We start from the raw sequence: 14,132 nt of genomic DNA, 5'->3' as shown, positions 1-14,132 counted from the left end.
CTATTGGTCGTATTTGTCTAAGTGATAGGTCTTAATAACACTAATTAACTTGCTAGCGTAATCTGGATCGGTTGCATAATTAGCATCCTGTAATGCTTGAGCAGCTTCACGATAGTTATCTGCATCAATTACCTTTTGATAATTTTCTTTCTTATATTGCGTCCCATTCAGCATCAACTGAGTATGATCCTTAATCGAAGCAGACCAACTCGAGTAGACCTTAAAGCGATCCTTAATTACAACCCACTTACCACGTGTATACTCTTTGGTGGTCATCAATTTAGAATTGGGACCCGTCCCCTTAATACCAAAGAGGTTATGATAATCACTAGCTAATTTACTCGTACCCCAATTGGATTCCAAAATCGCCTGGGCCATCGTAATTGAAGCTTTAATGTGATACTGATTCTGCATTGCCTGTGCTTCAGGAGCAATTGCTTTGATAAAAAGCTGCTTAGAATGTTGCTGTTTTTCAATAATTTCTTGCTGCAAATGCCGCTGGTAGAGATGGTGCCCCACATAACCAGCTGTTAAAACGATTAGGATGACTAAAATGACCGTTAGCCATTTTGATGCACTCGAACGTTTCTTACGACGAGAACCCGTTCGTCGTCTTCTTTTACGTGCCACGCTTCGTTGACTCCTTTTATTTAGTATTCTAATGTAACAATTTTACCGCATTTTCAGTGAGAATTTAAATGAATTTAATATAAAAAAACGGTTGGCTAATAACCAACCGGAAATCAAAATTAATTCTAGTGAAATTGCATTCCACCATCAACCTCAAGCGTTTGTCCTGTAATGTAATCAGAATCAGGACCAGCTAGAAAGGCAACGGCATTGGCAACGTCCTCGGGTTCAGAGAGCCGCTTTAAGGCAATATCCTTGGCAAAGGTTTGCATTCCCCATTCGTCACTCTTACCAGCATTTTGACCAACCTTATGTGCGATATCGTACATCATTGGTGTCTTAACAATCCCAGGTGCAAAGGCATTCACTGTTGTTCCTTCTTCAGCTAATTCGCGCGCGACAACTTGAGTAATTCCCCGAATAGCGAATTTGGAACTGGAGTAAACTGTTAAGTTTGGATTACCTACAACCCCAGCTTGTGAGGTAGCGTTAATGATTTTACCAGGATGACCTAGCTTCTTAAAAGCGTCATGAGCTGCTTGGATTCCCCAAATGGTCCCGTAAACGTTAATTGTATATACGTAATCCAGGTCATCCTTAGTTACCGTGTCAATTGGTGTCGTGGGAGCAACCCCAGCATTATTAACCATGACATTAAAATCGCCAAACTTATCAATGGTCTTGTCAATTGCGGCAAAGACTTCATCACGCTTTGCGACATCGGCAGTTACCGGAAAGGCTTCCCCACCGGCTTTTTCAATTTCATCAGCAACCTTTTTTAAGTTGTCCATGTGGCGAGCAACCAAAGCAACTGCAAAACCATCCTTTGCAAGACGCTTAGCAATGGCTTCACCAATTTCTTGACCAGCACCAGTAACTAATGCAACCTTCTTTGTCATAACAATCTCTCCTTTTTGTGAAATGTTTCTCAAATATTTTTAATTGTATCTAAAGCGTTTCCATTAGTCAATGTTTTGTCAACAAAAAAGCATCAGGAAAAATCCTGATGCTTTTAATTTGAAACGATAATCGAAATTAACGCTTACTAAATTGAGCAGCCTTACGAGCCTTCTTCAGACCTGGCTTACGACGTTCCTTCATCCGTGGGTCACGAGTTAAGAGACCTACCTTCTTCAAGGCATCACGGAAGTCAGGGTCGACGGCGAGCAAAGCACGAGCAATCCCATGACGAGTTGCACCGGCTTGGCCAGAGAAGCCACCACCGTTAACGTTAACTAATACGTCATATTGACCTTCAGTTTGCGTTACTGCAAATGGTTGGTTAACAATGGCACGTAAGTTAGCAAACGGAATGTAGTCTTCGATTGCTTTGCCGTTCATAGTAATCTTACCAGAACCTGGTACTAAGCGGACACGTGCAGTAGAATCCTTACGACGTCCAGTACCGCTGTATTGTACTTGTTGAGCCAATTCCGTTCCCTCCTTAGATTAAGTTAGTGATATCGAGTTTTTCAGGCTTTTGAGCTGCATGACTGTGGTCTTCACCAGCGTAAACGTGCAACTTCATACCCATCTTGCGGCCAAGTGGGGTGTGTGGAAGCATCCCTTTAATGGTTTGTTCAACCATCTTGGCTGGTTCTTCAGCGAGGAAGTTACCAGCAGTCCGTTGCTTTAAACCACCTGGGTGGTTAGAGTGACGGTAGTAAATCTTCCGACTAGCTTTCTTACCAGTTAACTTAACATCTGCTGCGTTGATTACGATAACATTGTCACCAGTATCAACGTGAGGGGTGAACGTTGGCTTGTTCTTACCACGTAAGATGGAAGCAACAACGGATGCTACACGACCTAAAGAAACGTCTTTGGCATCAACGATGTACCACTTACGGTCAACTTCACCAGGTTTTGCCATGTATGTCGTTCTCACGATTAAGTCCTCCAATTTTTGTCTTTCTTTTACAATAAATTGTGTACCGAGTAATTTATGGAAAAGAAATACCAGCTACTAGTGTACTTGATTATCCCTTGTCAGTCAATGGTTTATTCAAGTTATTCCCACCATAATCTACGTTAACCAAATACAAACCACTGGCGGGCGCAGTCATCCGTGCCTCTTGCCGATCACGTGCCGCTAATACACGCTGGACATCATCAACTGGGCGTTGCCCGCTACCAATCTCTAATAATAAGGCCACCATGATCCTGACTTGGTTATACAAAAAACCATTCCCCACAAACTCAAAGATAACTTCGTGATCATGATCTTCATAGTAAACTTTGGCTTCATAAATCGTCCGGATATTACTTTTCGCTTGCGAGCCAGAAGCAACAAAACTGGTAAAATCATGTGTTCCAACCAAATCTTGTGCCGCTCGATTCATGTGTGCAATATCTACGGGATATTTAAAGTGGGCAGTGTAATTACGCTTAAACGGATCAACAAACTCCCCTTGAGTTACACGGCAGCGGTACCTTTTTCGGTGAGCATTGTATCGTGCATGAAATTCATTTGAAACAATTTCGGCTTTTTTAACAATAATGTCTAAAGGTAACTGACTGTTCAAAGCCCGCACCATTGACTGCTCTGGAATATGATAAGGAAAATCAAAGTGGGCAACTTGGTTTAAGGCATGGACACCAGCATCCGTTCGCCCAGAACCAATAATTGAAATGGCTGGATCAGGATTTTTAGCCATTCGGTTGACAATTGTTTTCAATGTTTGCTCAATTGTCCGTTTATGTGGCTGTATTTGAAATCCCGAAAAATTAGTTCCATCATATGCAAAGGTAATTTTGTAACGAATCAAAGCTAGCTCCTATCAAAATATTCTTAAAGTAACAAGGATTACTGTGATCAAAAGCAGAATTACAACCGCTACCGTATCTTGGTGGTGCCACACCAAGAGTCGATATTTAGTTCGTTGACCATCTGGGCTATACCCCCGAGCTTCCATTGCAATGGCCAATTCCTCAGCTCGTTTAAAAGAAGAAACAAATAATGGGATCATTACTGGAACCAACTTCCGAGCCCGTTGATAAAGATTACCAGTAGAAAAATCCATTCCACGAGCACGCTGGGCATTCATAATTGTGGTGACTTCATCCATGATAGTCGGAATAAAACGCAACGCAATGGAGAGCATCATTGCAATCTGATTGACCGGCACCTTTAAATGCTTCAACGGTTTCATCAAACTCTCAATCGCATCCGCCAGTTGCAATGTGGTCGTGGTCACCGTTAATACAGTTGAAATTGTAATGATATACGCAAAGCGAAGAATCAAGTATAAAGATTGAATCACACCAACAGAGGTAATGCTCATGAAATGCCATTGCCAGTAGACATGACCACCGGTTGAAAAAAATAATTGAACTGCAGCAGTAATTACAATAATCCACATTAACGGTTTAATTCCCGCCCAGTACATTTTCAATGCAACGTGACTAAGCCGAATAATAAAAAGCAAAACCAAGCCTAACCACAAATTAGTCCACAAATTATTTGCAAAAAAAACTAAAATTACATACCAAAAACAGGCAATAAATTTAAATCGTGGATCAAGATGATGAATTAAAGAAGTCGTTGGCACATACCGACCAAAAATCACTTTATTTCCCATCATTAATCATCCTTTTCCTTTTTTATGCTAACAATTTGATCCGCTAGTTCGGTTATCGTTAACGGAGTATGTAGTGAAAGTCCCTGTTTCTCTAATTTACGAGCAAAATTCAATGGATGTGGCTCTGCCAGACCAATTTCATTTACTAAATCCTGATTATCAAATAATTGGCGTGGTGTCCCTTCAAAACCAATTTTCCCATTTTGCAATGCTACTACTCGATCGGCATACTGAACTACCTGTTCCATCTGGTGAGTGATAAAAATGATCGTGGTTCCCTGCTCATGAAGCTGCTTTATTAACTGTATGAGTTCATACTGACCATTTGGATCTAAACCAGCAGTTGGTTCATCTAAAATTAAAATTTTCGGTTTCATTGCCAGAACCCCTGCAATCGCAACCCGACGCATTTGTCCGCCAGAAAGTTGAAAAGGTGACTGCTCAAACAAATCACTTGGAAATTTCAGCAACTGGAGTGCACCGATTGCTTGCTTCCGCGCTTGATCTGGTGACATGCCTAAATTGGATGGTCCGAACATTACATCTTGCAAAACAGTGTCCGCAAATAGTTGCGACTCAGGAAATTGGAAGACAAAACCAATCTGCTGACGCAATTTAGTAAAATCACCTTTACTGGATTGGCTAGTCACTGCCATCCCGTTTACCTGAATTTTACCTGAAGTAGGTACCAATAATCCATCAACCAGCTGCATCAGGGTAGACTTTCCGCTACCTGTTTGACCCACAATTGCTGTTATTTCATTCTCCATAATATCTAAGTTGATATTATGCAGGGCCTGATAAGCAAATGCCGTTTTACCACCATAAATATAGTTTAGTTTTTGAATATTAATTACTGGCTTACCCATTTAATTATTTGCTCCTCAGTCATGTACTCTGCAGGTAATTGCATCCCTCGAGCCAGTAAAGCTCTTTTTAGTTGCTCAGTAAACGGTAATGTTAACTGATACTTATTAAGTAGATTATAATTACCCAAAATGTCTGTAGATCGTCCATGAGCAACCACATGCCCTTGATCCATAATCACAATATTATCGGCATAGGTTGCTTCAATTGGATCATGAGAGATTGCGATAATCGTAAAGCCCTTCTCAACTTTTAATCGCTGTAACAACTGCAAAACAGTTTGGCGGGCCACTGGATCTAGCATGCTAGTTGCTTCATCAAAAATTAATATTTTTGGACGAAGGCTGAGGATTCCAGCAATCGCCACCCGTTGCTTTTGACCGCCTGATAACATTCCCGGCTCTTTATGGGCATAACTCTGCATCGCTACATCAGCTAAAGCTTGATTAATGCGGAATTGCATCTCATTTCTAGGTACCTGATGATTTTCCAAACCAAATGCAACATCATCTTCAACCGTAGTCCCAACAAATTGATTTTCAGGATTTTGAAAAACAAACCCGATTTTTTGATGAATATCTGACAAATGATCTTCATTTACCGAAACTCCATCAACTACAATGGATCCTTTGTCGAGGGGTAATAGGCCATCGATCAAGCGTGCAAGGGTGCTTTTCCCACTTCCGTTATGCCCGATAATGGTTGTCCACTCATTTTGGTTAAAAGCAACCGAAACATTCTTTAATGTCGCTTCATGATTGCCAGGGTATGTGTAAGACACATCATGGACATCAACAATTGCCATGTTCTTTTCCCTCCGTTAGATTGCTGGTTTTATTTTACCAAAAGATCCATTTATATGTATAAAAAAAATCACTTACAATTGTGGTGCGTGATTTCTCACATTCAAGCTAGACTAAGGAAAAATCCCATCATCATAACGCTTTATACCAGCAATCATAGTGATTCTTTATTACGATTATTTAATTAAACTACTAAACAAGTTCTAAAATAACCATTTGAGCACCATCACCACGACGTGGCATGGTCTTCAAAATCCGTGTGTAACCACCATTACGATCAGCGTACTTAGGCCCAATTTCTTCAAACAGGTTTTGAAGAGCTGATTGTACCTTAATATCATCGCCATCTTCTTTTACGTCTGCAACAACATTGCGAACAAATGCCGCTGCCTTACGACGTGATGCTAGGTCACCCCGCTTAGCAAGAGTGATCATTTTATCCATGGTCTTACGAACTTCTTTTGCCTTTGGTTCAGTAGTCTTAATTGAACCATTAACAATTAAATCAGTAGTTAAGTCACGTAATAAAGCTTTACGTTGTGAACTTGTACGTCCTAACTTACGGTAACTCATGAAGTGCTCCCTCCTTTTAAATTAAAAATTAATCTTCCTGGCGAAATCCAACACCAAGTTCATTTAGCTTGATCTTAATTTCATCAAGTGATTTTTGTCCTAAATTACGAACCTTCATCATATCAGCCTCAGTTTTTTCAGTTAAGTCCTTAACGGTTTGAATATCTGCCCGCTTAAGACAATTGTATGAACGTACTGATAGATCAAGTTCTTCAATTGTTTTGTCAAGTACCTTTTCTTGATGTGATTCTTCCCGTTCAACCATAACTTGGGCGCTTTGAGCTTCTTCAGTTAAGTTAACAAACATTGTTAAGTGTGACGTCAGAATCTTAGCAGCAAGACTTACAGCCTCTGTTGGTGTTAATGAACCATTGGTCCAAACATCAAGAGTCAACTTGTCATAGTCATTATTTTGACCAACCCGAGTGTTTTCAACGGTGTAATTTACACGTTCGATTGGGGTATAGATGGAATCAATTGGTAAAACTCCAATCGCTAAATCCATCCGTGCCTTATTATCATCAGCAGAGGAGTATCCACGCCCCTTATCAGCAGTCATTTGAATATGCAATTCTGCACCATCCGCGACTGTTGCAATGTGGAGATCTGGATTCAAAACAGTAACGTCGCCATCACCTTGGATGTCCCCGGCTGTTACTTCTGCAGGACCTTTAACGTCTAATTCCAAATTCTTTTGATCTTCAGAGTCAATCCGCAAGGATACCTTCTTTAAGTTCAAAATGATTTGAGTAACGTCTTCCGTACCCCCTTCAACAGTGCTAAATTCATGCAATACACCATCAATATTAATACTGGTAATTGCAGCTCCCGGTAATGAAGCAAGCATAACACGACGAAGAGAGTTCCCGAGGGTTGTCCCATAACCACGTTCAAGTGGTTCTACAACAAACTTACCGTAATTATCGGTTTCTTCAACTTTGTGAATGTTTGGTTTTTCAAATTCGATCATTCTACTCTAGTACCCCTTTCAAAACGTGGATCGTATTTCCCAAAAAGGCATCTGGCTTAAACACCGCCGTTAATGATGCACTATTAAACACGACGACGCTTTGGAGGACGAGAACCGTTATGTGGTACTGGAGTTACATCACGAATTGCAGTAACTTCAAGACCAGTTGCTTGAAGTGCACGAATAGCAGATTCACGACCAGAACCTGGACCCTTTACAGCAACTTCAACAGTCTTCATACCATGTTCCATTGCTTGCTTTGCAGCCGCCTCAGATGCCATTTGTGCAGCAAATGGAGTGGACTTCCGACTACCTTTAAAGCCTAAAACACCTGCTGACGACCAGGCAACAGCGTTACCTTGGACATCAGTAATCATAATTAAAGTGTTGTTAAATGTTGAGTGAATGTGAGCAACACCAGTTTCAACATTCTTCTTTGCACGACGCTTCCGCGTTTTTTTGACTGCCATAAACTAACTAACCTCCTTTACTTAATTATTTCTTCTTGTTAGCAATTGCAACTGCCTTACCCTTACGAGTACGTGCATTATTCTTCGTGTGTTGACCACGAACAGGTAAACCACGACGGTGACGCATCCCACGGTAAGAACCAATTTCTTGTAGACGCTTGATGTTTAATGAAACTTCACGGCGAAGATCACCTTCAACCTTGATGTTTTCAACTTGTGAACGAATCTTTTCTTCTTGATCCGGTGTTAAATCACGTACACGAACATCTTCAGACACGCCAGCATCTGCCAAAATCTTTTGTGCAGTTGAGTTACCAATACCATAAATGTATGTTAAGCCGATTACAATTCGCTTATCACGAGGTAAATCGACACCAGCAATACGAGCCATTTTTACACCTCCGTTTCCTTAAAAATTACTTACCTTGACGTTGCTTATGTTTAGGGTTAGAGCAAATAACCATAACCCGACCACGACGCTTAACAATCTTACAATTATCGCACATCTTTTTTACTGATGGTCGTACTTTCATTATGAAAATCCTCCTCTGGTATAGACTAAGACCTATTTAAACCGGAAAGTAATCCGACCCTTGGTCAGATCATAAGGGGACATTTCAACCTTAACACGGTCTCCAGGTAAAATTTTAATGTAGTGCATCCGAATCTTACCAGAAACGTGAGCTAAAATTTCTACCCCATTTTCCAGTTGAACTTTAAACATTGCATTCGGTAAAGTTTCAGTCACTTTACCTTCGACTTCGATTACATCAGCTTTTGCCACTGAATGGTTCCTCCTTGCCGGACTTAAAATTACGTAAAAAGGTGGGTTGCTTAAACGCTACCCACTACGAGCCAGATAAACCTTGCATAGTTTAACATAGACCGTTGTTTTGCGCAAGAGTATCGTCGCAATCTACTTTGTAAGGTTTTCTAATACTTGCTTAACATCTTGATAAACCTTATCAATATCTTGTTCACCATTGATTTGATGCAAAATCCCTTGCTTTTCATAAAAATCAACTAATGGTGTATTCAACTTAATATTAACATCAAGACGATTCTTAACCGTTTCGGGCTTATCATCATCACGTTGGAAGAACTCATGATGACCACATACATCACAAGTCCCTTCTACCTTAGGTTGGTTGTACAACTTATGATAAGTAGCACCACAATTCTTACAAATGAATCGACCTGATAAACGATCAACTAGAACATCAGGTTCAACGTGAATGTTAATCACGGCATCTAAGCAACGACCTTTGTTTTCCAGCATCTTGTTCAAAGCATTCGCTTGAACAAGATTTCTAGGAAAGCCATCCAACATGAAGCCATCTTTAGTATCATCATTGGCTAACCGTTCTTCGACAATTCCATTTGTAACTTCATCTGGAACCAGTTCACCTTTATCGATATACTTCTTAGCTTCTTTGCCCATCGGCGTTCCATTTTTCATCGCTGCACGAAAAATATCACCAGTCGAAATATGCGGGATATCGAAGTCTTCAACAATCTTTTGAGCTTGAGTACCTTTACCGGCACCTGGCAAACCCATCAAAACGAGGTTCATACTCATAGCAGTGTCCTCCTACTTAATCATGGATAAATCCAATATATTCACGTTTCATTGTTAATCCATTTAATTGCCGGTTTACATCCAAAGCAATTTGAACAACGATCAACAAACTAGTACCACCTAAACCAATTGACTGGCTAAGGTTCCACACATTACTTGCAATCAATGGAATTAATGAAATAATTCCTAGAAAAAGGGAGCCGACTGTTGAAAGCCGCATTAACAGGTGGGAAACAAAAGTCTGTGTTCCCTTACCTGGCCAAACACCAGAAATATAACTTCCTTGTTTCTGTAAATTCTCAGCTAACTTTTCAGGGTTAACCTGCACAAAAGCATAGAAGAAAGTGAAAATGATAATAAGTAATGTATACAATGTAATCCCTGGCCCTGACTGCATATTAAAAATATTCGTCATTATTTGATACCAAGAATCGCCACCGTGTGTTCGTTGAAAAGCCATTAAAATCGTCTGTGGAGTCGAAATAAATGATCCAGCAAAGATAACCGGAATCACTCCAGAAACGTTGATTTTCAACGGTAAATAACTACTTTTTGGCAAAGTAGTCGTCCTTCTTGTATATTGAATTGGTAAACGCCGTTCTGCTTGTTGAACCCACGTTACAAAAGCAACGATGATCAACAAACAAAGTGCGACCACTGCAATAAAACCAATTCCAGCCCATAATGCTGATCCGGATTCGCCAACAATTTGGTCATCCCATAACTGCTGTAATCCCTTCGGAAATTGTGCAACAATTCCGGCAAAGATTAACATCGAAACACCGTTTCCTAACCCCCGCTCGGTAATCATATCACCAAGCCACGTAGCAAACATTGTCCCGGCAGTTAAAATCAAACCAATTGTTAAATATGTTCTCACACCCGGATTGTTCACCAATTTAATAGTGCTTAATGCATTGAATCCGGCCGTAATTCCGATTGACTGGATGAAACCTAAAAGGATTGTTAACCATCTTGTTGCCTGATTCAGTTTCCGACGACCAACTTCCCCTTGCTTACTCCATTCAACAAATTTTGGCACGATGTCCATTTGCAACAACTGAACAACAATTTGTGCAGTGATATAAGGAGAAACTCCCATTGCAAAGACGGAATAATTTTCCAATCCACCACCACTAAACGTATTCAAAATTGAAGCTAATCCAGTTGAGGAAATTTGCGCTAATGCAGCAGCATTAACACCTGGAACAGTGATGGATGCACCTAACCGATAAACAATCAATACAAATAAGGTAAACAGAATTTTACTTCGAATTTCCTTAACCTTAAATGCATTTTTGACGGTTGTGAACATTAGATCACCTCAGTCTTACCACCAGCAGCTTCAATTGCCTCTACAGCTGAAGCAGAGAACTTGTTAGCTTTTACATTTAGCTTCTTAGCCAACTTACCACTACCAAGAACCTTAACACCATTCTTAGCGTTCTTAACAATACCAGCTTCAACTAATGTGTCAGGAGTAACTTCAGCACCATCATCAAACTTATTAAGCGCTGCTAAGTTAACTAAAGCATAGTCCTTATGATTCATACTAGTAAAACCACGCTTTGGTTTTTGCCGGTACAGAGGCATTTGACCCCCTTCAAATCCAAGACGGGTCTTGCCGTGAGCCTTTTGACCTTTAGTACCACGACCAGAAGTAAAACCATGACCTGATGATAACCCACGTCCCTTACGAAGACGCTTAAAACGGGAACCTTCAGAAGGCTTTAATTCATTTAATTTCATTAGGTTGCACCTCCTTGTATAAAAATGTATTACTTAACTTCTTCAATTGAAACCAGGTGAGCAACTTTAAAAATTGCACCACGAGTAGCTGCGTTATCTGGGAGAATAACGGAGCTGTGTAACTTACCGAGGCCTAATGCCTTAACTGTCCGACGTTGAGTTGGTTCACGGTGGGCAGCACTCCGGATTAAAGTAACTTTAACTTTAGCCATTATTTTGTCCTCCTATTATTCATCGAGGTGTTCAGCTGAAACACCACGAAGCTTAGCAACTTCATCGGCACTCTTCAATGACTTCAAGCCTTCAAACGTTGCACGCACAACATTAATTGGCGTATTAGAGCCCAAACGCTTTGAAGTAACATCATCAATACCAGCTAGTTCCATAACGTTACGTACGGCACCACCAGCAGCTACCCCAGAACCTTCAACAGCAGGCTTAAGCATAATCTTACCACCGCCAAAAGTACCAATAACTTCGTGTGGAATTGTTGTACCAACCTTTGGTACTTCAATCAAGTTCTTTTGAGCCGCAGCAGAAGCCTTACGAATTGCTTCAGGAACTTCTTGCGCCTTACCAGTACCGAAGCCAACGTGACCATTCCGATCACCGACAACGACTAAGGCAGCAAACCGCATCCGACGACCACCTTTAACAACCTTAGTAATCCGGTTGATAGCTACAACTTGATCATCAAGGTCTAATTTAGCTGGGTCAATATAAGTTGATTTAGCCATTACGGGTTTTTCCTCCTTCTTTTAGAATTGCAGTCCGTTTTCACGAGCAGCTTCAGCCAAGGCTTGAACACGACCATGGTAAAGGTAACCCCCACGATCAAATACGACGTTAGTGATATTCTTTTCATTAGCACGCTTTGCAACTAATGCACCAACACCTGCAGCCTTTTCTGACTTAGTCTTGCCGCTAACTTCACTGTCTAAAGTTGAGGCACTTGCGAGCGTCACACCCTTTACGTCATCAATAACTTGAGCGTAAATGTTTTTGTTAGAACGGTAAACACTTAAACGTGGGCGCTCTGCAGTACCAGAGATTTTGCCGCGAACGCGCTTATGACGACGTTGACGGACTTTGTTCTTATCTGGTTTTGAAATCACAACTGTCACCTCTATATTATATATGATTGTCTAACTAATAAGTTATTACTTACCAGTCTTACCTTCCTTACGGATAATGTGTTCATTTTCGTAACGAATCCCCTTACCCTTGTAAGGTTCTGGTGAACGAATTGAACGTACATAAGCCGCAAATTCTCCAAGTTCTTCTTTATTAATACCACTAATTTCAATAGTAGTATTGTTAGGAACTTTTACTTCAAGATCTTCAGGAACATCAACTTCAACAGGGTTGGAATAGCCAACAGTTAAAACTAATGTCTTACCCTTCATTTGTGCACGGTAACCAACTCCAACAAGCTTCAAGGTCTTGGAGTAACCATTAACAACCCCTTCAACCATGTTATTAACATTAGCTCGGGTAGTACCATGTAATGAACGGTTACGGTTATCATCACTGGAACGGTCGAACTTTACGACGTTGCCATCAACGGTCATCGTAATTAGTGGTGAAATTTCACGAGTTAAAGTCCCCTTTGGTCCCTTAACAGTAACAACACTACCCTTTTGTGAAACCTCAACGCCTTCTGGCAAGTCAATTTCCTTGTAACCAATACGACTCATAAATACACCTCCTATCGACTATTCTTTTTACCAAACGTAAGCAATAACTTCGCCGCCGACCTTCTTGGCACGAGCAACTTTATCAGTAACAACACCATTTGATGTTGAGATGATAGCAATGCCTAAACCATTCAGAACCTTTGGTACCGCGTCAGCCTTAACGTAAGTCCGTAGACCTGGCTTAGAAATACGCTTCAAGCCAGAAATTACTTGTTCGCCATCTTGACCATACTTTAAGAATACACGGATGATGCCTTGCTTGTTGTCATCAACATATTCAACATCGCGTACAAAACCTTCTTGTTTTAAGATTTCAGCAATGTCCTTCTTCATCTTTGATGCAGGTGCTTCAACTGTTTCGTGGTGTGCCATGTTAGCATTACGAATACGAGTTAAGAAATCTGCAATTGGATCACTCATAGACATCGATGTTTTTCCTCCTTTTGTCGAATTGTTTACCAACTAGCCTTCTTCATGCCAGGGATTTTACCTTCATGGGCAAGGTCGCGTAAGCAAAGCCGGCATAGGTGGAATTTACGGTAAACTGAGTGCGGACGGCCGCAACGCTCACAACGTGTATATTCACGTGATGAGAACTTAGCTGGACGCTTGCACTTAGCAATCATTGATTTTTTAGCCACTTTTGTGAAACCTCCCTTTTACTTAGCGAATGGCATACCCAATTGTGCCAATAATTCATGTGATTCCTCATCGGTGTTTGCGGTTGTAACAATAACAATATCTAAACCACGAACACGCTTAACGTTATCATAATTAATTTCTGGGAAAATTAATTGTTCACGTACACCAAGTGTGTAATTACCACGACCATCAAATGAATTATTTGAAACACCATGGAAGTCACGAACACGAGGAAGTGAAACGTTAACTAACTTGTCCAAGAAGTCATACATACGTTCACCACGTAATGTAACCTTGGCACCAATCTTCATACCTTCACGTAAACGGAAACCGGCAATGGACTTCTTTGCCTTAGTAATCATAGGCTTTTGACCAGCGATTAAACCTAATTCTTCAACTGCTTCATCAAGGTTCTTTGAGTTTTGAGTTGCATCACCAACACCCATGTTAAGAACGATCTTTTCGATCTTAGGAGCAGCCATTACAGAAGAGTAATTAAACTTTTCAATTAATGATGGACGAACTTCATTTTCGTACTTAGCCTTTAAACGGTTTTCCATGAGAAATATTT

General features: G+C 40.6%; 24 protein-coding genes. All 24 read right to left on the bottom strand.

Translation table 11 applies throughout. The features are described from left to right. The 24 genes from AC1EKL_RS03405 to rplE all read right to left on the bottom strand — a co-directional run bounded on the left by AC1EKL_RS03405 (position 1) and on the right by rplE (position 14,121). A complete protein-coding gene (locus tag AC1EKL_RS03405; RefSeq protein ID WP_480188299.1) occupies positions 1–630 on the bottom strand; it encodes a glycoside hydrolase family 73 protein in 630 nt (209 codons plus the stop codon). A gap of 125 nt (positions 631–755) precedes the next feature. Next, positions 756–1,529 (bottom strand): (S)-acetoin forming diacetyl reductase, encoded by a 774-nt coding sequence (locus AC1EKL_RS03400; protein WP_480188300.1) that lies wholly within the window; start codon positions 1,527–1,529, stop codon positions 756–758. Between the two features lie 136 nt (positions 1,530–1,665). Then, positions 1,666–2,061 carry a 30S ribosomal protein S9 gene (gene rpsI / locus AC1EKL_RS03395; protein WP_480190197.1) on the bottom strand — a complete coding sequence of 132 codons (396 nt, stop codon included), beginning with the start codon at positions 2,059–2,061 and terminating at the stop codon, positions 1,666–1,668. A 13-nt stretch (positions 2,062–2,074) separates the two neighbouring features. Further along, a complete protein-coding gene (rplM, locus tag AC1EKL_RS03390; protein WP_006916645.1) occupies positions 2,075–2,518 on the bottom strand; it encodes a 50S ribosomal protein L13 in 444 nt (147 codons plus the stop codon). 91 nt (positions 2,519–2,609) lie between these two features. Next, the gene (gene truA, locus AC1EKL_RS03385) at positions 2,610–3,398 is read right to left on the bottom strand and encodes a tRNA pseudouridine(38-40) synthase TruA (protein ID WP_480188301.1); all 789 of its coding nucleotides are present in this window, start codon (positions 3,396–3,398) and stop codon (positions 2,610–2,612) included. Positions 3,399–3,410: 12 nt separating this feature from the next. Further along, positions 3,411–4,211 carry an energy-coupling factor transporter transmembrane component T family protein gene (locus AC1EKL_RS03380; RefSeq protein ID WP_480188481.1) on the bottom strand — a complete coding sequence of 267 codons (801 nt, stop codon included), beginning with the start codon at positions 4,209–4,211 and terminating at the stop codon, positions 3,411–3,413. Positions 4,212–4,213: 2 nt separating this feature from the next. Next, positions 4,214–5,080, bottom strand: a complete 867-nt coding sequence (locus tag AC1EKL_RS03375) for an energy-coupling factor transporter ATPase (RefSeq protein WP_480188302.1) — start codon at positions 5,078–5,080, stop codon at positions 4,214–4,216. After that, on the bottom strand, positions 5,065–5,883 hold the full coding sequence (locus AC1EKL_RS03370; protein ID WP_480188303.1) for an energy-coupling factor transporter ATPase: 819 nt from the start codon (positions 5,881–5,883) through the stop codon (positions 5,065–5,067). The genes AC1EKL_RS03375 and AC1EKL_RS03370 overlap by 16 nt, the downstream gene beginning before the upstream one ends. A gap of 190 nt (positions 5,884–6,073) precedes the next feature. Next, entirely contained in the window at positions 6,074–6,454 is a 381-nt protein-coding gene (gene rplQ, locus AC1EKL_RS03365) for a 50S ribosomal protein L17 (RefSeq protein ID WP_006916641.1), read from the bottom strand. 28 nt (positions 6,455–6,482) lie between these two features. After that, a complete protein-coding gene (locus AC1EKL_RS03360; protein WP_480190196.1) occupies positions 6,483–7,424 on the bottom strand; it encodes a DNA-directed RNA polymerase subunit alpha in 942 nt (313 codons plus the stop codon). An 83-nt stretch (positions 7,425–7,507) separates the two neighbouring features. Beyond that, on the bottom strand, positions 7,508–7,894 hold the full coding sequence (gene rpsK, locus AC1EKL_RS03355) for a 30S ribosomal protein S11 (RefSeq protein WP_006916639.1): 387 nt from the start codon (positions 7,892–7,894) through the stop codon (positions 7,508–7,510). A gap of 25 nt (positions 7,895–7,919) precedes the next feature. Next, the gene (rpsM, locus tag AC1EKL_RS03350; RefSeq protein ID WP_006916638.1) at positions 7,920–8,285 is read right to left on the bottom strand and encodes a 30S ribosomal protein S13; all 366 of its coding nucleotides are present in this window, start codon (positions 8,283–8,285) and stop codon (positions 7,920–7,922) included. Between the two features lie 25 nt (positions 8,286–8,310). Then, positions 8,311–8,427: a 50S ribosomal protein L36 gene (gene rpmJ / locus AC1EKL_RS03345; RefSeq protein ID WP_006916637.1), complete on the bottom strand. Its 117-nt coding sequence runs from the start codon at positions 8,425–8,427 to the stop codon at positions 8,311–8,313. A gap of 32 nt (positions 8,428–8,459) precedes the next feature. Next, entirely contained in the window at positions 8,460–8,678 is a 219-nt protein-coding gene (gene infA, locus AC1EKL_RS03340) for a translation initiation factor IF-1 (protein WP_006916636.1), read from the bottom strand. Between the two features lie 132 nt (positions 8,679–8,810). Next, positions 8,811–9,473: an adenylate kinase gene (locus AC1EKL_RS03335; RefSeq protein ID WP_480188305.1), complete on the bottom strand. Its 663-nt coding sequence runs from the start codon at positions 9,471–9,473 to the stop codon at positions 8,811–8,813. Positions 9,474–9,489: 16 nt separating this feature from the next. After that, a complete protein-coding gene (gene secY / locus AC1EKL_RS03330; RefSeq protein WP_480188306.1) occupies positions 9,490–10,788 on the bottom strand; it encodes a preprotein translocase subunit SecY in 1,299 nt (432 codons plus the stop codon). Continuing rightward, positions 10,788–11,222: a 50S ribosomal protein L15 gene (rplO, locus tag AC1EKL_RS03325; RefSeq protein ID WP_006916633.1), complete on the bottom strand. Its 435-nt coding sequence runs from the start codon at positions 11,220–11,222 to the stop codon at positions 10,788–10,790. The genes secY and rplO overlap by 1 nt, the downstream gene beginning before the upstream one ends. Before the next feature lie 29 nt (positions 11,223–11,251). Next, positions 11,252–11,434, bottom strand: coding sequence for a 50S ribosomal protein L30 (gene rpmD, locus AC1EKL_RS03320; protein ID WP_006916632.1), 183 nt, complete (start codon positions 11,432–11,434; stop codon positions 11,252–11,254). Positions 11,435–11,449: 15 nt separating this feature from the next. Further along, complete coding sequence (rpsE, locus tag AC1EKL_RS03315; RefSeq protein WP_480188307.1) at positions 11,450–11,959, bottom strand: 30S ribosomal protein S5; 510 nt, start codon at positions 11,957–11,959, stop codon at positions 11,450–11,452. Between the two features lie 21 nt (positions 11,960–11,980). Then, on the bottom strand, positions 11,981–12,346 hold the full coding sequence (gene rplR / locus AC1EKL_RS03310; protein WP_040455851.1) for a 50S ribosomal protein L18: 366 nt from the start codon (positions 12,344–12,346) through the stop codon (positions 11,981–11,983). Between the two features lie 36 nt (positions 12,347–12,382). After that, positions 12,383–12,919 carry a 50S ribosomal protein L6 gene (rplF, locus tag AC1EKL_RS03305; RefSeq protein ID WP_480188308.1) on the bottom strand — a complete coding sequence of 179 codons (537 nt, stop codon included), beginning with the start codon at positions 12,917–12,919 and terminating at the stop codon, positions 12,383–12,385. Between the two features lie 27 nt (positions 12,920–12,946). Then, a complete protein-coding gene (gene rpsH / locus AC1EKL_RS03300) occupies positions 12,947–13,345 on the bottom strand; it encodes a 30S ribosomal protein S8 (protein ID WP_006916628.1) in 399 nt (132 codons plus the stop codon). A 29-nt stretch (positions 13,346–13,374) separates the two neighbouring features. Continuing rightward, a complete protein-coding gene (locus AC1EKL_RS03295; RefSeq protein ID WP_006916627.1) occupies positions 13,375–13,560 on the bottom strand; it encodes a type Z 30S ribosomal protein S14 in 186 nt (61 codons plus the stop codon). A gap of 18 nt (positions 13,561–13,578) precedes the next feature. Then, complete coding sequence (gene rplE, locus AC1EKL_RS03290; protein ID WP_480188309.1) at positions 13,579–14,121, bottom strand: 50S ribosomal protein L5; 543 nt, start codon at positions 14,119–14,121, stop codon at positions 13,579–13,581. Positions 14,122–14,132: the final 11 nt, after the last annotated feature.

It is taken from the genome of Limosilactobacillus sp. C0001E2 (genome assembly GCF_056590915.1).
This window is presented reverse-complemented; position numbering and strand designations above follow the sequence as displayed.